The sequence below is a fragment of the Prosthecobacter sp. genome (assembly GCF_044222565.1).
Classification (GTDB): domain Bacteria; phylum Verrucomicrobiota; class Verrucomicrobiia; order Verrucomicrobiales; family Verrucomicrobiaceae; genus Prosthecobacter.
In genome coordinates this window covers 84302-103544 of sequence record NZ_JBGANA010000004.1, presented here as the reverse complement: position 1 = coordinate 103544, position 19243 = coordinate 84302, and the positions used below count along the sequence as shown (strand labels likewise).

Below are 19243 nucleotides of genomic sequence, written 5' to 3'. Positions count from 1 at the left end.
GGCGATCTGTGGGAATATGATCCCGCGCCCGAAACTGCGGACCCGAAGCTGAAGAAGCGCTACGACTTGTTCATCAATGGGAAATTCGTTGCGCCTCGTGCCGGGAAGTATTTCGCCACGATCAATCCGGCGCATGAAACCAAGATCGCCGACATCGCGTTGGCGGATGCTGCGGATGTGAACTCGGCGTGCATAGCTGCGCAAAAGGCGTTCACGAATGTCTGGAGCAAGATGCCGGGCAAGGAACGCGGCAAATACCTGTATCGCATCGCACGACTGCTGCAGGATCACGCGCGGGAGTTTGCTATCGCAGAGACGCTCGACGGTGGCAAGCCGATCAAGGAATCGCGCGATTTCGATGTGCCGATGGCGGCGGCGCATTTCTTTTATCATGCGGGTTGGGCGGACAAGCTGGAGCATCTCGCGCCCGGCAGGCAGATCGCGCCGCATGGCGTGGCGGGGCAGGTTATTCCGTGGAATTTCCCTCTGCTCATGCTCGCGTGGAAAATCGCCCCGGCGCTCGCAGCAGGAAATTGCGTGGTGCTGAAACCGGCCGAGACCACCAGCATCACCGCGCTCAAATTTGGCGAGATCTGCCAGGAGGCCGGACTCCCGAACGGGGTGGTGAACATCGTCAGTGGCGCGGCAGAAACGGGTGCGGCGGTGATCAATCATCCGCTGACCACGAAGGTGGCCTTCACCGGCAGCACCGAGGTGGGCAAGAGCATCCTGCGCAGCCTTGCAGGCACGGACAAAAAGCTCACGCTCGAACTCGGCGGCAAGGCCGCGAACATCGTCTTCGACGACGCGCCACTGGATCAGGCCGTGGAAGGCATCGTGAACGGGATCTTTTTCAATCAAGGGCACGTGTGCTGCGCAGGATCGCGCCTGCTGGTGCAGGAAAGCATCGCTGACACGGTGCTCGCCAAACTCAAGCGCCGCATCGCCGTGCTGCGTGTGGGAGATCCCATGGACAAGAACACCGACCTCGGTGCGATCAACAGCCGCGAGCAGCTCATGAAGATCACCGACCTCGTGCAAAGCGGTGTGACCGAAGGTGCTGAGATGCACGACAACGGCTGCAAGCTCCCCACGAAAGGCTTCTACTTTCGTCCCACCATCTTCACGAACGTGAGTATGAGCCAGCGAATCGCGCGCGAAGAAATCTTCGGCCCCGTGCTGAGCATCCTCACTTTCCGCACGCCCGAGGAAGCCGTCGAAAAAGCCAACAATACGCCCTACGGCCTCAGCGCCGGCGTGTGGACCGACAAAGGCAGCCGCATCCTCAAGCTCAGCACCCAGCTCAAAGCGGGCGTCGTGTGGGCCAACACCTACAACAAGTTTGACCCCACCAGCCCCTTTGGCGGTTACAAGGAGAGCGGCTTTGGCCGTGAAGGCGGGAAGCAGGGGCTGCTGGATTACTGCAACGTCCAATGAGAATTCACATCACCAAGACTCCCAAGTGCTACGTCGGCGGTGCTTTCATCCGCGGCGAGAGCGGACGCGTGACAGCACTGCACGATGCCTCCGGCGCTTTCTTTGCCAACGTCCCCCAATGCACGCGCAAAGACCTGCGCAATGCCGTGGAAGCTGCCGCCAAAGCCGGACCCGGCTGGGCCAAGCGCTCCGCTTTCAATCGCGGGCAGATTTTGTACCGCCTCGCGGAGATGATGGAGGCACGCAATGCCGAACTGGCCGAAGCCGTGATGCTGGGCGGCGCTTCAAAAGCCCAGGCCACCCGCGAAGTCGCCGCCAGCATCGAGCGTGTGGTGCATTATGCAGGCTGGACGGACAAGTATGAGCAAGTGCTCGGCAGTGTGAACCCGGTGGCTTCAGCGCATTTCAATTTCACTTTGACTGAACCCATGGGCATCATCGGCATCATCGCGCCTGATGATTCACCGCTGCTCGCGCTGATCTCCCTGATCCTGCCCGCCATCACCAGCGGAAACTGCGTCATCGCACTGGCCAGCAACACGCAGCCGTATCCCAGCATCCTTCTCGGCGAGATGCTGGCCACCTGCGATCTCCCCGGCGGCGTGGTCAATCTCCTCACCGGCCAGCGCAGCGAGATGCTCCCCACCTTTGCCACCCACGAACACGTCCGCGGGCTGAGCGGCGCGGTGAACGCCGAAGAACGCAAGACCCTGAAACTCGGTGCGGCGGAAAGCGTGAAGCGTGTGCATTTGCTCAAGGCCGAGGAACCCATCGACTGGTTTCCGGACACGATGCAGGGCGTGGAGCCAATCCGTGCGCTGATCGAGTTCAAGACGACATGGCATCCGGTGGGGGCTTGAAGTTTGGACATTCTGATCTAAAATGAACCAGATGAAAACATCGGCCAAAAAAACCGCTTCGGTTCGCGAGCCGCGCAAAAAAGCCGCGGCCAAGCGCAAGCTCGACGCCAGCGGACTGTCGTGGCTGCTTGACCGTAAGCTGCCGCCGCAAAATCAATTGCCCGAAAACCCTGTTCTGGTTCTCCGTCGCTTGTGACCTGGTATTCAGATGCGAGCTTTATCGTTTCAGCCTTTGGCGAAGATGCGAACAGCTCAAAGGCAAAGCGATGGCTAAGACAATGCGCTGCATTCCCCATTTTGATTTCGCGGCTGACACTGCTGGAAGCTGAAACCGCATTGAGGGCGGCGACCGCTGATGGGAGGCTGACGAATGACAAGATGCAGACAGCACTTTCTGGCATTCATCGGGCTGTCCTTGAAGGCTATCTTCAGCGCAAAGACGTTCCACATCACCAATGGTTTCCTCAGAGCCATCGAATCAGCATGCATGCCTCCACAGGATGTGTCTGCCGGGCGCTGGACGTTCTGCACGTGGCCGCAGCAGTCATTTTGAAGTCTTCCGGCTTCCTGACGTTTGACCGGCATCAGCGCGAACTGGCAAAGGCGGAAGGCTTGGAAGTCGCCCCTTAGCCGAATCTCAGGCTTGCGCCTTGATTGGTGCTCGCCACGGCTTCCCGCATGCCCACCGCCTATCCCTCTCTCTGCGAAGTTGTTTCTGAAATCGCCCTGCTCACTTCTACCGAAGCCGTGCTGGGCTGGGACCAGGAGACATACATGCCCACGCATGCGCTGGAGCATCGTGCACGGCAGCTCTCCTATCTCACGGGCAAGGCGCATGCGCTGCTGACCTCCAAGAAAACGCTGAAGCTGCTGGAGCAGGCCGAGAGCGAAATGCCGGAAAACCCTACGCTGGCCGCGAACGTGCGAGGTCTGCGCCGCGACATCAACCGCGCCACCAAGCTGCCGCAGAAACTTGTGGAGGAGGAGAGCGCCGTCTGCACGCTCGCCAAAGGGGCCTGGGTGGAGGCGCGGGAAAAATCAGACTTCGTGATGTTTGCTCCTCATCTGGAAAAGGTGGTCGGCATCGCCCGCAAAAAGGCGGATCTGTTTGGCTACGAAGACGAACCCTATGATGCGCTGCTGGACCTCTATGAACGGGGCGCAAAGACCCGTGAAGTGGCGGCGCTGTTTGAAAAGCTGCGGCCGCAGCTCGCCGAGATCGCCCGCGAGGCAACCGCCAGATCGGCCAAGGTGAAACCCGGCGCGCTCAAAGGCCGCTACCCCATCGAGAAGCAGCAGATCCTGAACCGCGAGATCGCGGAAAGCCTGGGCTTTGATTTCGAAGCAGGCCGCATCGACACCACGGCGCATCCGTTTTGCACCACGCTCGGCCCGGGCGATGTGCGGCTGACGACGCGCTATGACGAATCCGATTTTCTGTCCTCCCTCTTCGGGGTGATGCACGAGGCAGGCCACGGCTTGTATGAGCAGGGCCTGCCCGGCCTGGACTTCGGCCTGCCGAGCGGCAGCGCGGCTTCACTGGGCATCCATGAGTCCCAAAGCCGCCTGTGGGAAAACCACGTGGGCCGCAGCCGCATCTTCTGGGAGCGGTGGTTCCCGCGTGCGCAGGAGCTCTTCCCGCACCTGCGCAAGGTGAAGCTGGATGCCTTCATGAAGGAAATGCTGCGCAGCGAATTCAGCTTCATCCGTGTGGAGGCGGACGAGGCCACCTACGATCTGCACATCCTCCTGCGCTTCGGCATTGAGCGCCGCCTCGTGAAGGGCGAGCTCACCGTGCACGATGTCCCCAAAGTGTGGAATGAGGAATACCGCGAACTCTTTGGCATGACGCCGCCGGACGATCGCCGCGGCTGCCTGCAGGACATCCATTGGAGCATGGGCGGCCTGGGGTACTTCGCCACTTACACGCTCGGGAATCTGAACGCCGCCCAGCTCTTCGCCGCAGCGAAAAAGCAGCGCAAGATCGCCACCGCCTTGGAGAGATGCGACTACGCACCGCTTCTGCAGTGGCTGCGCACCAACGTTCACAGCAAGGGCGCCTCGCTGCTGCCACAGGAAATCATCACTCAGGCCACCGGCAAACCCACGGATGCCAAATGGCACATCAAGCACCTGCGCGACCGCTACCTGGCCTGAGCACCTCAGCCCTGACGCACGTGGCGGATCAGCCCGATCATCACGCCCTGGATAAGCAGCTCACGCGCCGGCAGCAGATCTGGAAACTCAGGATTCTCAGCCTGCAGAAAGGGCTGGGAATCTTTGATGAGGTAACGCTTCAAGGTGCTCTCGCCATCGATGAGCGCGGCCACGATGTCCCGCGGGCGCGGCTCCCGGATTTCGAGAATGACGATGTCGCCATCACCAATGAGCGCACCGATCATGGATTCACCGCGAACCTTCAGCGCAAAGCTTTTGGCCGTGCGCGGGATGCCCAGTGTGTTCACGTCCACCGAAATGCAGCGGTCCGCATGCTGCACCATGTCCGCAGCGGCCATGCCTGCGGGGATCTGGCCAAAGACCGGAATGTCCACGATCTCCGCACGGTCGAGATCTGCTGGAAACACCACCGCACGCGCCTTGTGCGCATGGCGCTGGATCACGCCCTTTTTTTCCAGCGCACGCAGGTGGCTCATGGCAGCCGTCTGGCTGGAGAAACCAAAATGACGCTGGATGTCACGCGTGGAAGGCATGACGCCGTTGGTGCGCTGGTAGCTGCGCAGGTACTCCAGGAGTTCCTGCTGGCGGGCCGTGAGCCGGGAATCGGTGTCGGTGAACATGAGAAGAAATGGCTGTTCGGGCGAACATTCCCCTTCATGACAGATACGCAAGATGTTTTCCTGAGGCAGTTTCAGCGCATAGTCCCAGCATGATGTCTCTGGCCCCCCTAAAAATCTCTGTGCTGCTCCTGCTGCTGACCGCGGTGGGTCATGCGCAGGAGCTTGCGCCTCTGAATCCTGCCAAAATGGACAAGACCGGCATGCTGCCGCCCTATACCAAGGTGCTGGGAGAGCGCGCCGCTGCAGCCTTCGGCAAACAAGACTGGCCCGCCGCCCGTAAAGCCTACGAAGAGATGCTGGATTTCGACGACGGCAATGCGCTCATCTGGGCCAATCTGGGTGCCGTGGAGCAGCAGGCGGGAGATGTGAAGCGCGCCATCGAATGTTTTGAAAAGTCCACCCAGATCAACCCCCAGCTGGCGCAGACGTGGACCGCCCTGGGCCTGCTGCTGCAAAAACAGGGCGACTCCTACAGGGCGGTTTCCTGCTTTGCTCGAGCGATCCATGAAGACCCGGAGGATGCACGTGCGCACAATTACCTGGCCATCGCCGCCAAGGGCCTCGGCTGGGCGGACGCCGCAGAGTCGGAGCTGCATCGCGCCATCGAGCTGAAGCCGGATTACGGCATCGCCCATTTCAATCTCGCGCTGATGATGCTGGAACGCCGGCCGCCCTCCATCGAACTGGCGCGAAGGCACTACGAGAAGGCGATGGCGCTCGGCGTGGCCAAGGATGAAGTGGTGGAACGCCGCCTCAAGGAGTAGCGCATGCAGAAAACCGCCGATCCATGGAACCTCACGCCGCAGCTCGAAGACCTGCGCGCCCAGGGCTTGTGGCGGGAGCTGCGCCCGCTGGACGAAGTGGCTGGAGTCACGGTGCGTACCGGCGGCCGTGAATGGATCAATTTTTCCTCCAACGACTACCTCGGACTGGCCCATTCCCCCGAATTGCAGCGCGCGCTTGCCGAAGGGATCGCCAAATACGGCGGTGGTTCGGGCGCTTCACGGCTGGTCTGCGGCACGCATCGCGCTCACGCCACGCTTGAAGAGGCCCTGGCAGAATTTAAGGGCACGGAAGCGGCGCTGACCTTCAGCAGCGGCTTTGCCGTGGCGCTGGGCACCATCCCCGCGCTCGTGGGTGCAGGAGATACCATCATCCTCGACAAACTCTGCCATGCCAGCCTGGTGGATGCCGCGCGGCTGAGCGGGGCCACCCTCCGTGTCTTTCCCCACAATCATCTCGAAAAGCTCGAACGCCTGCTGCAAACGGCCCAGGGACGCGTGCTGGTGGTGACCGAGTCGATTTTCAGCATGGATGGAGACGCAGCACCGCTGCGCGAAATTGTGGAGCTGAAAGCCCGCCATGGCGCATGGCTGATGGTGGACGAAGCCCATGCCGTGGGTGTGCTGGGACCGCAGGGCCGCGGACTCGCCGCTGAAATGGGCGTTTCCCAGCAGGTGGATCTGCACATGGGCACGCTGAGCAAGGCATTCGGCCTGAGCGGTGGCTATCTCGCGGCGTCACGAAAGGTCGTGGATCTTCTCATTCAGCGCGCACGCAGTTTTATTTATACCACTGCTCCGCCCGCGCATCTGGCGCACGCGCTTGGGATCATTTTGGAGGTGATTCGCAGTGAGCACGGGACGGCGCTGCGACGGCAGGTACACCTACGTGCGCAGCAAATGCAGCAGCTGTTGTCTGAATCCGGCATAGCCTCCACACCTGTCCCCGCCGCCATTCTGCCCGTGATTTTGGGAGAGGCCTCACGGGCCATGGAGGTCAGCGCCTGCCTGCGGGAATCAGGGTTCCTCATTCCATGCATTCGTTACCCCACGGTGGCGCGGGGCAGCGCCAGACTGCGCATCACCCTCAGCGCATGGCACTCTGCCGCCCAGATCGAGGCCTTGGGAGTTGCGCTGCGGGATCTCCTTTAGCGTCAGGGGCTGGGTGCCTGCCCTAAAATCTCCAGCGCGCGTTTTCGCGCATCCTGGACCTCCTGACGGTTCAAGGTGAAGCCGTTTTTTCCCGAGGCCATCAGATTCGTCCGTTCCTGGCGATGCTGCAGAAACAAGACATGCCCCAGCTCATGGGCCGTGACCCGGGCCACAATATTCATCGTGCCACCCGTGACTTTTTGATACTCCGGATTCTCACAGACAACGACGGGTTCGCCGTAAAAGAAGCCATTGGGCCCCATGTCGTTCACGAAGCACACATCGATGGCCGTGGGGCTGAATTGATGGGTCGGAATGGCTGTCCTGATCCAGTTGCGGTCTTTGATATACCACCTCTTTGCAGGTATTTCATTCGCTTGCAGCGTGTCCACACCTTCCACTTCAAAATAAATCCCTGCCTGAGCCCAGATTGCGTTTACCTCCACAAAAAGCGCCCGCACTTCCTTTTCCGTAAGCGTTGTTTGCAACCTGGGGTTCCTTTCTGACTTAACCAGGTGTGCGCGCACTTTCAAAGTGATTCTGGAAACCGCATCTGCGGCTCCCGCCGAGCATGATCCGACAACCAGCGCCAATAATGTCAGCAAGCGAATCATCAGGCTAAATAGCCGTGCTTATACCCCCCTTCAACCAGCAAGTATTATCGATTTTCAGACCTCTTTTTGAGGGAACTCGGGGTTTCGTTCAAAAAAGGGTCAAAAATGCACGAAAAAAGCGCGAAAAAAGCTTCGCAGATAAAGAAAATACTTTCCAGTAGTTACAGCACCTGCTAGCTTCCGTTCTGAACGGCTCACGTACTTTGGTGCATAACGCAAGTTTTGTGCCAACTCATGCGAGTGTCCGACCTCAAACCAACCAACCTAATACCAAACTAATCAGACTATGAAATTGAACGCATTGCTGAAGACTCTGGGGTTCTTGGCTCTGGCCGCCACTCCCGTTGTGGCCGGTCCATCCGCCCCTGTTAAGAACCCGATCGCTCCCCCTCCGGCGAACGATGACCTTGGCATCACCGCCTCCCTGGGCTATGATTCCAACTACGTGTGGCGTGGCATCAACTACGGCCAGCATTGGGTCCGTGCCGGCCTCAATGGCGCTCTCCTCCTCGTCGGCGGTGCCGGTGAAGACGGTGCAGGCAGCACCTCCCTTCTCTGGAACGTGGACTACGGTTCCCTTGCAGGCGACCAGGACAGCTTCTCCCCTTCCATCCTCGGACCCACCGGTGGTGCCGTCAAGACCACCAGTTCCTTCCAGCGCCTCCAGCTCGGTGCCGCCGTCTCGCATGACTTCGGTCCTGCCAGCGTCAGCTTCGGCTACAGCTTCATCCACAACATGGGCTCCCTCGCCAATGGTGCTGGCCTCAATCAGCTCGTCATCCCTGGAACAGGCGGTTACGGAATGAATGACATCCAGCAACTCACTCTGGGCGTCAACACCAACCTGGGCCCCATCAACGTGTCCTCCAGCGCCAACTATGACTTGTTCAATGGCGGCTGGTACTTCGACCTCAATGCGAAGTCCACCATCGCTGTGACCGATGCCATCAGCATCGTCCCACATGCTGGTCTTGGCTATGGCCTGCACTACAATGCTGGCTTCACCCAAGGTTCCCGCAACCTCATCGGTGGCGCTGGCCTCTTCGGTAGCAACAGCGCAGCTCGTGGTGGTGTCACGGGTTGGACCGCACTGAACGTTGGTCTTGATTTCCCCATCAAGCTTAACAGCCGTGCGACCCTTACCCCCTACGTGGCCTTCAACCTGCCCATGGGTCCCTTCCAGAACCTGGCCCGCTCCTCCACGCTGCCTTACGCTCCTGGCGTCGGTGGCGGCCCAGCCACCGCTTTCCACAGCGTGGCCTACTACGGCGTGACCCTCAGCGTCCGCTTCTAATCTGATCGTTCTCTGAACGATTGATTCAACCCTCCAAGGTTTTCAAAACCTCCCGGTGCAAACCGGGAGGTTTTTTATTTTACCGGTAGCGCCACGCCGATCCGGCCGCCCTGCAAAAGCTCTGGCGCTCGCACCGGCGACACCGTTTCATCGAGGATGCACTTCGTTAAACCAAGTTTCAGATCATGGTACTGAACCACCCATGAGGGCCAGCGGTTATCGCTGCCCCAAGAGGTGCAGGCACTCATAGCTATGTACAATTGGTCACTGGCCGCCAGCGAACCCAGTTGCCCCAAGGAGCAGCGGTCTGGATCAACCCACGGGACCTGCGCGCACTCTGCAGAGAAGTCCCCCAGCTTTTGCTGGTGAGTATCTCGCCGCCTTGGGATTTCGCATATCAATTCAGAACTCTCACGGGTTCCGGCATTTCGTGTTTAAAAGGCACGTTCCATGCGACCGAATTTTTCGCCCCCTTCATCGGCTTGGAGAACTTTGGTCTCCAGGTCGGCATCTCGGCAAAATGCCGAGTCATGTTAGCTTGAGGGCCTACCTGAAGATGCCGACCCTAGGCGCCGCCATTCTAAGCATCAGTGTTTTTGATGGAATTTTAACGATTTTTGCCAAGCGCTTAACTTGGCACGCCTCTTGCTTATTCGAGTGTCGCCAGCTGCACTGCCATCCCGGCCAGTACAGCGCCTCAACACCAACAATAACTAAACTCGACCCAACACATGAAGCCCAAAAGCATGACATCATTCATTGCCAAGTCGGTGACCGTTCTTGCTGCCTGTGCAGCGCTGAACGCCTCCGCTGACACGCCGGCCGCCAAAGGCCCGGCCGCCAAAAACCCCGTCCCGCCTCCCGCCGAACCGGGCGCTCTCTTCGACTCGATCGGAGCCACCTTCGACGCTGGTTTTGACAGCCGCTACTATTTCCGCGGTCTTTGGTTCGCTGACAACATCATGTGGTCCGCTTTCAACCTTGCCGTGCCGATCATCGGTGGCTCGGGTGAAGACGGTGTCGGAGCCCTGACCTGGGGCATCGGCGGCGCCTACATCAACACCGCCGGCACTCCCTATCCGAATCCGGCCGGTGGTCCTGGCACCAAAAGCGCCTCTGGCTTCCAATATTCTGAAGTGGATGCCATCACCAACCTGACCTACAACGCTGGTTGGGCCAAACTGGGAATGCAGTACCAATACTACTTCTATCCAGATAACTACGGTGGCAGCATGAACGGCCTTCCCAACGCGGGTTTCGACCCGGAATTCGCGCTGAAAGGCGCGGGTGAGCTTGGCTGGACCATTACCGTGCCGATCAAGTCCTTCAACATCTATGCAGGCTACTACTATGACTTCCGAATCAATGGTCAGTACATCTCCCTCGGTGCTGATTATACCTTCGCCGTCAATGATTGGCTGAGCATCGTTCCTTCCGTCGCCACCGGCTATGGCATTGACTACTACACCGGTAACGGCTCCGCCGGCACCGGCCTGGTGGGCAACTACGGCCAAAGCCTGCAGAACGCTCCGAAGTCTGGTTTCACCCACCAGCTCTACACCATCGCCGTGCCAGTCAAGCTGACCAAGTCCGTCACCTGGACGAGCTACGTCGCCCTGAACCACAGCGACAAGCTGCGTGCCGCCCTCAACACGACTCAGAACGAGTTCTACTGGGGAACGAAGCTGAGCTTCGCCTTCTAATTTGCGGGGCTTCAAGCCTCACAAAAACACATCTGATTAGTCCTAGCTCCCGGCCAGACCGTTCAACTGGCCGGGAGCTTTTGTTTTGGCGCGGAGCGTCTTCCTGCATAGCATCTGCGCCGCATGACTGAACACCCGCTCAACTGGAACTCGAACAACCTCACCCACGGCTGGCAGCGCGGCGTCACCGCCTTTTTTTGGGGCTTGGGTTTTAAGGAGGAAGATTTCGACAAGGCGCAAATCGGCATCGGCACCCCCCTGCTCGATGGCAACATCTGCAACGTCCACGCGCACGAGCTGGCCCAGCTCATCGCCCAGGGCTGCAAGGACGCGGGTCTCATCGGCTTTCCCTTCGGAGTCTCGCCTGTGAGCGACAACATCACGCAGGGCAACATTGGCGGAGCGGCCTCTCTTTGCTCGCGCAACCTCATGGCCAATGGCGCGGAAATGATCTGCACATCGCATAGTTACGATGCGCTGATCGGCCTGCATCATTGCGACAAAAACGGCCCCGCCTTTGCCATGGCGCTGGCACGCACGAACTACCCCGGCCTCATCGTCAACGGTGGCAGCATCATGCCTGGGTGCCATAAGGGGCACTCCACTTCCATCCTCGATGTGTACGACGCTGCAGCCAAAGAAAAGCAGGGGACGATGAGCTATGAGGAGTCCGAGCAGATCATCCGTACCGCATGTCCCGGCGCGGGTGGCTGCGGCATCGCCGCTTCCTTCAATACCTGGGGCATCGCCCTCGAAGCCATGGGTCTCAGCCTGCCGGACACTTCCTCCATGCCCGCCATCGAAGCGGGCAAGCGCGAGGAATGCCTGCGCGTGGGCAAGGCCGTGCGCCGCCTGCTGGAGATGAACCTGCGCCCGCGTGACATCATCACCAAGGCATCCATCACCAATGCCATGACCGCCATCTGCGCCATCGGCGGCTCTACCAATGGCGTGCTGCATATTCTTGCCGTCGCACGCGAGGCCGGTGTCGATTTCGACCTCCGTGACGTGCAGGCCATCGCACGGCGCACGCCAGTGCTGTGCAATTTTGCTCCGCGTGGTCGTGGCACCATGGTGGATCTGCATCGCCTCGGTGGCACCACCATGCTGCTGAAGCACATCATGAAAACCGGCCTGCTGGATGGCTCCTGCATCACCGTCACCGGCCAGACACTGGCGGAAAACCTCTCCAACGCCGCGGAAGTCCCCTTCCCAAACGAGCTCATCGCGCCCATCACTGCTCCGTTCAAAGAGTTCGCCGATATCCAGATCTGCTTTGGTAACCTCGCACCCGACGGTGTGGTCTTCAAAGTATCCTCGCTGGACGAGCCTAAATTCCGTGGCACAGCGATCTGCTTCCACGATTCCAAAGGCGTCTCTGATGCCGCTGCGGCAGGCCGAATCCGCCCCGGCCACATTGTTGTTATTCGCGGCTGTGGCCCCGTAGCGCTGGGCATGCCGGAGATGCACGTGGCCAGCGCAGCGCTCGCGGTACCGGAGCTTTATGGCAAGGTCGCGCTGCTTTCAGACACCCGTGTGTCCGGTGTCTCGGGCGGAGCCGTGGGTGTGCATTGCAGCCCCGAGGCCGCCGTGGGCGGCCCGATTTCCGTCGTGGAAGATGGGGATGAGATCGAGTTCGACCTCCTGGCCGGGACCATCCACGTGAATGCCGATCTCGATGCCCGCCCGCGCACGATCTTTCCCGTCAGCCATCCTTTTGGCTACCTTGCGGATTTCGCAGCCACGGTCACTCAGGCCCATCAAGGCTGCGTACCCCGCTGGGTGGCAGATCGCAAAAAGTAACCGCTTTCGCGACCTGCCCTGCGCCCCTTTAAAGCCCAGCCGTGGTCCACGGGAACACGGCTACTTTGCCATCTTCGCCGCCAGCAGCACCGCCTCCACGAGGCTGCGCCCATTGGCCTTGCCCTGCCAGGCAATGTCGCACGCCGTGCCGTGATCGACGCTGGTGCGCGGCACTGGCAGCCCGAGCGTGGTGTTCACCGCCGTGTCAAAGGCCAGAGCCTTGAGCGGGATGAGCGCCTGGTCATGATACAGACAGATATACGCGTCCACCGCACGGCGTTTCGGGGCGATGAAGGCGGTATCCGGCGGCAGCGGTCCCTCGACGGTGTGCCCTTTCGCACGCGCCGCCTGGATGGCAGGCACAATGATCGTTTCCTCCTCGCCCCGGCCAAACAACCCGTGCTCCCCTGCGTGTGGATTGAGCCCGCAAACCGCGATGCGAGGCTTTTTCCCTCGCACCAGCTGCACCGACTCCGCGGTCAGCTCGATGACGTCCAGGATGCGCTGCGTCGTCAAAGCGGGCACCACATCCTGGTAGCCAATGTGCACGGTCACCAGGCTGCAGATCATTTCCTCAGAAAAGAAAGTCATGCAGCTGCGCTCCGCCTGCATCTTCTCCGCAAACATCTCCGTGTGGCCGGGATAAGTAATGCCTGCGGCATGCAGCGCCTCCTTGTTCAGCGGAGCCGTGGCCACTGCGGCCACCTGCCCCGCCAGCGCTGCTTCGATGCTCTTTTCCACGTAGCGATAACCGGCCGCCCCGGTTTTGGCACTCACGGTGCCCGGCGTGAAATCCTCCGCATCAAATCCGTAAACATCCAGCACAGCAGGCTCTTCGATGCCCCCACACTTCTCAGCCCAGCCAATCTCACTGATGATACGGTTTGGCGCAGGAAGTCCGGTCTGCCGCGCACAGCGTGCAAGCAGCCGCGCATCGCCAAACACCACCGGCGTGGCGACCTCCCGCACTTCCTCATTGGCGAGCAGTTGCAGACAGATTTCGGGACCGACCCCCGCGGGGTCGCCCATGGTGATGGCGATGAGTGGTTTAGGCATGAACCTTCATTCTGGCTCAACGCAGCACCTTGTCGAGAAACTTGGCAACGATGGCCGTGCGTTCCTCATCATAAAACTCCGCGCCACCGTGCCTGCTTCCGGGCATGATGATCAGCGTCACTGGCAGTCCCAGCGTCTCATAGGCCTTGGCAAGTTCCTGGGATTGCTGCGGCGGCATCTGCGGATCCGCATCGCCATGAATAAGCAGCAGTGGCGGGTCTTTCTTGTCCAGATGGGCGACCGGACTCGCCAGCCGCGCCAGTTCCACCTTCTTGTCCGGAGTATCTCCCAGCAGCAGCTTTAGCGCCGGAATGCGAAACTCCAGGCCCTTCGGCGTACTCTGGGCGAGAATCGTCTCCAGGTTCGAAGCCCCGTAATAACTCACAATCACCTGTACATCGCTGCTTTGATCAGGATGCTCGCCCACCTTGCCCTCGAGCTGCGTGTTGCCATTGCTCACTCCCACCAGCGCCGCCAGATGCCCGCCGGCGGATGAACCCAGAATGCCAAGTTTGCCTGCATTGACATGAAGCCGGCCTGCATTGGCCCGCAAAAAACGAATCGCCGCTTTGATGTCATGCCCCTGAGCCGGAAACGGCGCCTGCGTGGACAGCCGGTAGTTCACGCTCGCGATGGCGTAACCCTTCTCATAGAGATCCACAATGGGCACATCCTCCTTCGATCCTGCCCGCCACCCGCCACCGTGCACATACACGAGCAAAGGCGGGTTATCCCCCGGTGGCCGGTGCAGATCCAGCTTGAGCGAAAGCTCGCCCACTTTGGCATATTCGATGTCCGCCTGGGTGTCAGCGAATGCTGTGGCAGTGAGAAATATCAGGGAGAAAAACAGGACCTTCATGGCTCGAACCTCATCTGCTCTGCCGGGACTTCCAGCCTGATTTTCGTACCGTACTCCAGCCCCGTCGTCCATGGCAGCAGCAGTTCCAGCACATCTGGCTTTTGAAAGTGCACCGGCTTCGTGTCGGGATGCGGAAAGTAGATCCATCCACTGACCGGTTCGGCACTCTCCCGATGCACCGTGACATCGAAGAACGAAAAATCCTCCGCCGGATCCACCGGATGCCACTTCAATGCCCGATACGTATGCCGCGGCTGGACCACCCGGTAACTCAGCGGCGCGATGCTCACATTCAGCGTGCCCGGATAAAACGCGCTCAAATCCAGCCCCAGTTCTTTAAAGAACGGCAGCTGCATTCTCAAAGTGCCACCTGGAAACTTCGGATTGCCATTCAACCCAGAAGCCACGCGATGGCCTTGAACAATGGTGGCGGGGATCATGCCAGTATCTGCTTGATCACATGGCAAGGCTCCACGCCAGTCAGTTTGAAATCGAGCCCTGCTTTGCTGAAAGTCAGCCGCTCATGGTCGATGCCCAGGCAGTGCAGAATCGTCGCCTGCAAATCGGCCACGTGCACTTCGTCTTCGACAATGTTGAAGCCCATCTCATCCGTCGCCCCGAGAGTGACACCGCCCTTGATGCCGCCGCCAGCCATCCACATGGTAAACGCCTGCGGATGATGATCCCGCCCCAGGCTGCGGCCGAGCGACACGCTGGCCTCCACCATTGGCGTGCGACCAAACTCACCACCCCACACGACGAGCGTGTCATCCAGCAGACCACGCTGCTTCAGGTCTTTCACCAGCGCGGCGCTGGCCTGGTCCGTGGCCTTGCAGTTGTTGCGCACGTTGCCCTCCACATTGCTGTGCGCGTCCCAGCCCTCGTTATAGACATTGATGAAGCGCACGCCGCGCTCCACCATGCGCCGCGCCAGCAGGCAGGCACGGGCAAAAGACGGCACCTTGGGATCGCAGCCGTACATTTTCAGCGTGGCTTCATCCTCCTTGCTGAGGTCCATCAGTTCCGGCGCGGAACTTTGCAGGCGATACGCCATTTCATAATTGGCGATGCGTGTGGCCGTCTCGCCGTCGCCATCCAGCTTGAGGCGGCGCTGATTCATCGCGTTGATGAGCTCGATCGTGTCGCGCTGCGTCCCCGCCTCTATGCCCTGCGGCGTGCTCACATTCAGGATGGGATCGCCCGTGTTGCGAAAGCGAGTGCCGGAATACACGCTCGGCAGGAAGCCGCTGCTCCAGCAGGCCGCACCGCCGCTGATGCCGCTGCCCGTGCTCATCACCACAAAGCTCGGCAGATCGCGCGTATCCGCCCCCAGGCCATAAGTGATCCACGAGCCCATGCTCGGCCGCCCGGGCTGGGAGAAACCGGTGTTCATGTAAATCTGCGCCGGCGCATGGTTGAACTGCGTCGTGCGGCAGGACTTCACAATGGCGATGTCGTCCACCACCGTGGCCAGATGCGGCAGCACCTCGGAAAGCTCCGCACCGCACTGCCCATGCTTCGCAAACTTGAAGCGCGGCCCCAGCACGGCGGCATCCGGCCGGATGAAGGCATAACGCTGCCCGCCGATGATCGAAGGCGGCAGCGGCTTGCCTTCGTACTTCGTCAGCATGGGTTTGTTGTCGAACATCTCCAGCTGCGAAGGAGCGCCCGCCATGAACATATGAATGACCGCCTTGGCCTTCGGTGCAAAATGCGTCGGAGCCGCTACATTCGGACTCTGCGTCGCACCATAGGCTGACTCCGCCAGCAGAGATGCCAGCGCAATCTTGCCCGTGCCGACAGCACAGTCCTGAAAGAAGTGACGGCGGGTGATGTGGGAGGTGTTCATGGATGCGTGATGGCTTCGTCGAGGTTCAGTGCAGCACGGCTCACGTCAGCCCAGAGAGCTTCATCCGTGACTTTCCTTTCGCGCTGCTTTTGCAGAAAAGCTTTCAGCATGGCCAGTTCGTCCGGCGCGGCCGGCCGCGTGGCCACACGGCGGAAGATGTTTTGCAGCCGCTCGTCATCGCCCTGATTTTCCGCAATGACCTGTTTTGCCATGGCCTGCGCCGCTTCGATGAACATCTGGTCATTCAGCAGCGTCAGTGCCTGCAGCGGGCTGTTTGAAACTTCGCGTTTCGCGAGGCACGATTCCCCCGTGGGCGCGTCAAACGTCGTCGCCATGGCAAACGGCGCGGTGCGTTTGGTGAAGGTGTAAAGGCTTCGGCGGAAGTGATCCTCCCCCGTGCTCACCGTCCACTCCACTTTGCCATACGTGCCTTCGGAGGTGACGCTGGCAGGCTGCGGCGGATACACGCCCGGACCACCCATCTTGAGCGACAGCACACCCGCAGCCTTCAGCGCGGAATCCCGGATGACCTCGGCATCCAGACGAAAACGCGCGCCGCGTGCCAGCAGCACATTCTCAGGATCCTTCTGCGCATGCTCAGGCGTGATGCGGCTGCTCTGCTTGTAAGTGGCGCTAGTTACGATCAGCCGGTGCAGCTTCTTCATCGACCATCCCTGCTTCACAAACTCCACCGCCAGCCAGTCCAGCAGTTCAGGATGGGACGGCGGGTCGCTCTGATAGCCAAAATCCTCCAGCGACTTCACGATGCCACGCCCAAAGAACGCCTGCCACTGGCGGTTCACCGTCACACGTGCGGTGAGCGGATTCTCCGGCGCAAACAGCCATTTCGCAAAAGTATAGCGGTTCGCAGGTGCATCCTTTGGCAGCGCCGGCAGAAAAGCCGGTACACCGGGTGTGACCTCCTCCTTCGGCTGCAGGAACTCGCCACGGTGGTAGCGATGCGTCACGCGTGGATTGTTCGCGGGCCGCTCCTCCATCACAAGCGTGGGCTGGCCGCGCGGCGGAGTCTTGCGAGCGATGAGCAGCGGCTTGGCGGCCTTCTCCATCTCGTCAGCCGTTTCGAGGAAGCAGAGCAGCATGGCATCGCGCTTCGATTTGTCTCCACTGGCCAGCGCCTCCTCAATTTCGGGCGGCAGTCCCGTGGCCTCAGCGTGATCGCTGGTCGTCACGGACACCCGGAAGTGGCCGAGCGGACAGGCAAAGTGCTTTTCAAACAGCAGCTTCAGGTCAAACCCGTTCGTCAAATCCACCGGCTGTTCAAAATGAAACACTGCAGCGTGCTGCACACCATAGCCACCCAGCACCTGCCAGCCGCTGGACATTTCGCCATCGAGCGTGGCGCCCGCATTGTTTTTCTTTTTCGCGGCAGCTTTCGCCTTGGCCTTGGGATTCGGCTTGGCGGCAGCCGCATCATTGATGCGGTCGTCCTCATCCTCATTGGTGTCCTCCGCCCCGGCGATTTTCATGCGCTGCCCGTTTTGAAAGGCCTGCAGTTCGCTCAGGAAAAAGCCGCCGAGCGGACCTTCGTAGTTTGTGAGTCCGGGGCCGTTGTTCGGCAGGCTGGGGTGCGAGGTGACTTCAATGCGCAGGGCGCGCACGCCTTGAATCGGCGCCTTGAAACTCAGATCATACACATCGCTCTTCGAGATATCGCCGCTGCCGAGTATGAACCCATCCGGTTGCTGCTCCAGGTGCGGCATGGTCGTCTCCATCTTCACCGGGCGAATGACCTGCCATTTAGAGGCCCGGTGCGCCTCCCCTTCCATCCATCCTGCAAAGCGGCTCTCCATGGCGGCCGTCCCGCCGGGAAACTTCGCAGGCAGTTCCGCTTCCAGTTTGGCTATCTTCTCGGCATGGGCTTTTTGCTGTGCCTCGATCTCCGCCGTTGGGATGAAGTAGGTCGGCTCGCTGGCGTTGTTCAGCAGCGCCATGGTTCGGTAATAGTCCGTGTGCAGAATGGGGTCATACTTGTGCGTGTGGCACTGGCAGCAGTTCATGGTCAGCCCCATCCAAGTCGTACCCGTCACGCCGACGCGATCCACCATGGCATAAAAGCGGTACTCATTTGGATCAATGCCGCCCTCCTCATTCAGCATCGTATTGCGATGAAATCCTGTGGCGATGAGATCATCCGGTGTGGCATGCGGCAGCATGTCTCCTGCAATCTGTTTGATGCTGAACTGATCAAACGGCATGTCCTCATTCAGCGCCTTCACCACCCAGTCACGATAGGGCCAGATCGAGCGCGGCCGGTCTTTTTCAAATCCGTTCGTGTCCGCATAACGCGCCAGGTCCAGCCAGCGCCGCGCCCAGCGCTCTCCGTATGTTTTGGACGCGAGCAGGGAGTCCACGAGCTTTTCGTAAGCATCCGCAGCCTTGTCATTCACAAACGCATCTGCCTCTGCCGGTGTCGGTGGCAGCCCCGTGAGATCCAGATAAACGCGCCGCACCAGCGTGTGGCGGCCCGCCTCCGCCGAAGGCTTCAGTCCTTCCTTCTTCAGCCTGTCCCGAATGAAAGCATCAATGGGGTGCACACCTGCCACCGGCAGCGCCTCCTGTTTCGGCGGCACATAGGCCCAGTGCGCTTCATAGGGCGCACCTTCTGCAATCCACTGCTTCAAAATGTTTTTCGCACTCTCCGTCAACACGGCCTTGGTATGCGGTGGCGGCATCACCTCATCCTCATCCGCCGAAAACACACGCTTGATCACCTCGCTCGCATCCGGCTTCCCTGGCACGATCGCCAGTTCTCCAGACTTCCCTTTGCCAATGGCCGAGTCACGCAGATCCAGCCGCAGCTTGCCTTTGCGCCCCTGCTCGTCCATCCCGTGGCATTTGAAGCAGTGCTGCGCCAGCACCGGACGCACGTCGCGATTGAAATCGACGGCGAATCCGGCTGCAGGCAGACCAAGGAGAAGAAGGATGGCGTGGCGTGTCATTGCGGTGGATTGAAAACGCCCGCAGGAGGCATTTTCTGACCATTAGACACGCCACGAGCAGAATCAGCCAACAAAA

The 19243-nt window shown here is 60.2% G+C and carries 17 protein-coding genes; 10 read left to right on the top strand and 7 right to left on the bottom strand.

What is annotated here, in order from left to right:
* The first annotated feature begins 6 nt into the window (after positions 1-6).
* From ACILSR_RS07095 to ACILSR_RS07075, 5 genes are read left to right on the top strand one after another with little or no spacing between them, the layout of a single operon-like run.
* Entirely contained in the window at positions 7-1437 is a 1431-nt protein-coding gene (locus tag ACILSR_RS07095) for an aldehyde dehydrogenase family protein (protein ID WP_395749345.1), read from the top strand.
* Positions 1434-2297 carry an aldehyde dehydrogenase family protein gene (locus ACILSR_RS07090; RefSeq protein WP_395749044.1) on the top strand — a complete coding sequence of 288 codons (864 nt, stop codon included), beginning with the start codon at positions 1434-1436 and terminating at the stop codon, positions 2295-2297. The genes ACILSR_RS07095 and ACILSR_RS07090 overlap by 4 nt, the downstream gene beginning before the upstream one ends.
* A gap of 31 nt (positions 2298-2328) precedes the next feature.
* A complete protein-coding gene (locus tag ACILSR_RS07085) occupies positions 2329-2493 on the top strand; it encodes a hypothetical protein (protein ID WP_395749043.1) in 165 nt (54 codons plus the stop codon).
* Positions 2490-2927: a PIN domain-containing protein gene (locus ACILSR_RS07080; protein WP_395749042.1), complete on the top strand. Its 438-nt coding sequence runs from the start codon at positions 2490-2492 to the stop codon at positions 2925-2927. Before ACILSR_RS07085 ends, ACILSR_RS07080 begins: the two co-directional genes overlap by 4 nt.
* Positions 2928-2975: 48 nt before the next feature.
* Entirely contained in the window at positions 2976-4454 is a 1479-nt protein-coding gene (locus ACILSR_RS07075) for a carboxypeptidase M32 (RefSeq protein ID WP_395749041.1), read from the top strand.
* 5 nt (positions 4455-4459) lie between these two features.
* Here the strand turns inward: ACILSR_RS07075 and lexA are convergent, their stop codons facing one another.
* Positions 4460-5095, bottom strand: a complete 636-nt coding sequence (gene lexA / locus ACILSR_RS07070; RefSeq protein ID WP_395749040.1) for a transcriptional repressor LexA — start codon at positions 5093-5095, stop codon at positions 4460-4462.
* Between the two features lie 89 nt (positions 5096-5184).
* Between lexA and ACILSR_RS07065 the strand changes: the two genes are divergently transcribed.
* Together ACILSR_RS07065 and bioF are read left to right on the top strand one after the other, a co-directional pair.
* Complete coding sequence (locus ACILSR_RS07065; RefSeq protein ID WP_395749039.1) at positions 5185-5859, top strand: tetratricopeptide repeat protein; 675 nt, start codon at positions 5185-5187, stop codon at positions 5857-5859.
* A 3-nt stretch (positions 5860-5862) separates the two neighbouring features.
* Complete coding sequence (bioF, locus tag ACILSR_RS07060) at positions 5863-7029, top strand: 8-amino-7-oxononanoate synthase (protein WP_395749038.1); 1167 nt, start codon at positions 5863-5865, stop codon at positions 7027-7029.
* A gap of 2 nt (positions 7030-7031) precedes the next feature.
* Here the strand turns inward: bioF and ACILSR_RS07055 are convergent, their stop codons facing one another.
* Complete coding sequence (locus tag ACILSR_RS07055) at positions 7032-7643, bottom strand: hypothetical protein (RefSeq protein WP_395749037.1); 612 nt, start codon at positions 7641-7643, stop codon at positions 7032-7034.
* A 286-nt stretch (positions 7644-7929) separates the two neighbouring features.
* Between ACILSR_RS07055 and ACILSR_RS07050 the strand changes: the two genes are divergently transcribed.
* The 3 genes from ACILSR_RS07050 to ACILSR_RS07040 all read left to right on the top strand — a co-directional run bounded on the left by ACILSR_RS07050 (position 7930) and on the right by ACILSR_RS07040 (position 12443).
* Positions 7930-8937, top strand: coding sequence for a hypothetical protein (locus ACILSR_RS07050; RefSeq protein WP_395749036.1), 1008 nt, complete (start codon positions 7930-7932; stop codon positions 8935-8937).
* A 746-nt stretch (positions 8938-9683) separates the two neighbouring features.
* Entirely contained in the window at positions 9684-10640 is a 957-nt protein-coding gene (locus tag ACILSR_RS07045; RefSeq protein ID WP_395749035.1) for a hypothetical protein, read from the top strand.
* Between the two features lie 123 nt (positions 10641-10763).
* On the top strand, positions 10764-12443 hold the full coding sequence (locus ACILSR_RS07040; protein WP_395749034.1) for a dihydroxy-acid dehydratase: 1680 nt from the start codon (positions 10764-10766) through the stop codon (positions 12441-12443).
* Positions 12444-12503: 60 nt separating this feature from the next.
* Here the strand turns inward: ACILSR_RS07040 and pdxA are convergent, their stop codons facing one another.
* Genes pdxA through ACILSR_RS07015 form a run of 5 tightly spaced genes read right to left on the bottom strand, consistent with a single transcriptional unit; the run spans position 12504 to position 19167 of the window.
* The gene (gene pdxA / locus ACILSR_RS07035) at positions 12504-13499 is read right to left on the bottom strand and encodes a 4-hydroxythreonine-4-phosphate dehydrogenase PdxA (RefSeq protein ID WP_395749033.1); all 996 of its coding nucleotides are present in this window, start codon (positions 13497-13499) and stop codon (positions 12504-12506) included.
* Positions 13500-13515: 16 nt separating this feature from the next.
* Positions 13516-14358, bottom strand: a complete 843-nt coding sequence (locus ACILSR_RS07030) for an alpha/beta fold hydrolase (protein WP_395749032.1) — start codon at positions 14356-14358, stop codon at positions 13516-13518.
* A complete protein-coding gene (locus ACILSR_RS07025; protein ID WP_395749031.1) occupies positions 14355-14798 on the bottom strand; it encodes a hypothetical protein in 444 nt (147 codons plus the stop codon). The genes ACILSR_RS07030 and ACILSR_RS07025 overlap by 4 nt, the downstream gene beginning before the upstream one ends.
* Positions 14795-16207, bottom strand: a complete 1413-nt coding sequence (locus ACILSR_RS07020; RefSeq protein ID WP_395749030.1) for a DUF1501 domain-containing protein — start codon at positions 16205-16207, stop codon at positions 14795-14797. Before ACILSR_RS07020 ends, ACILSR_RS07025 begins: the two co-directional genes overlap by 4 nt.
* On the bottom strand, positions 16204-19167 hold the full coding sequence (locus ACILSR_RS07015) for a PSD1 and planctomycete cytochrome C domain-containing protein (protein ID WP_395749029.1): 2964 nt from the start codon (positions 19165-19167) through the stop codon (positions 16204-16206). Before ACILSR_RS07015 ends, ACILSR_RS07020 begins: the two co-directional genes overlap by 4 nt.
* Positions 19168-19243 lie beyond the last annotated feature (76 nt).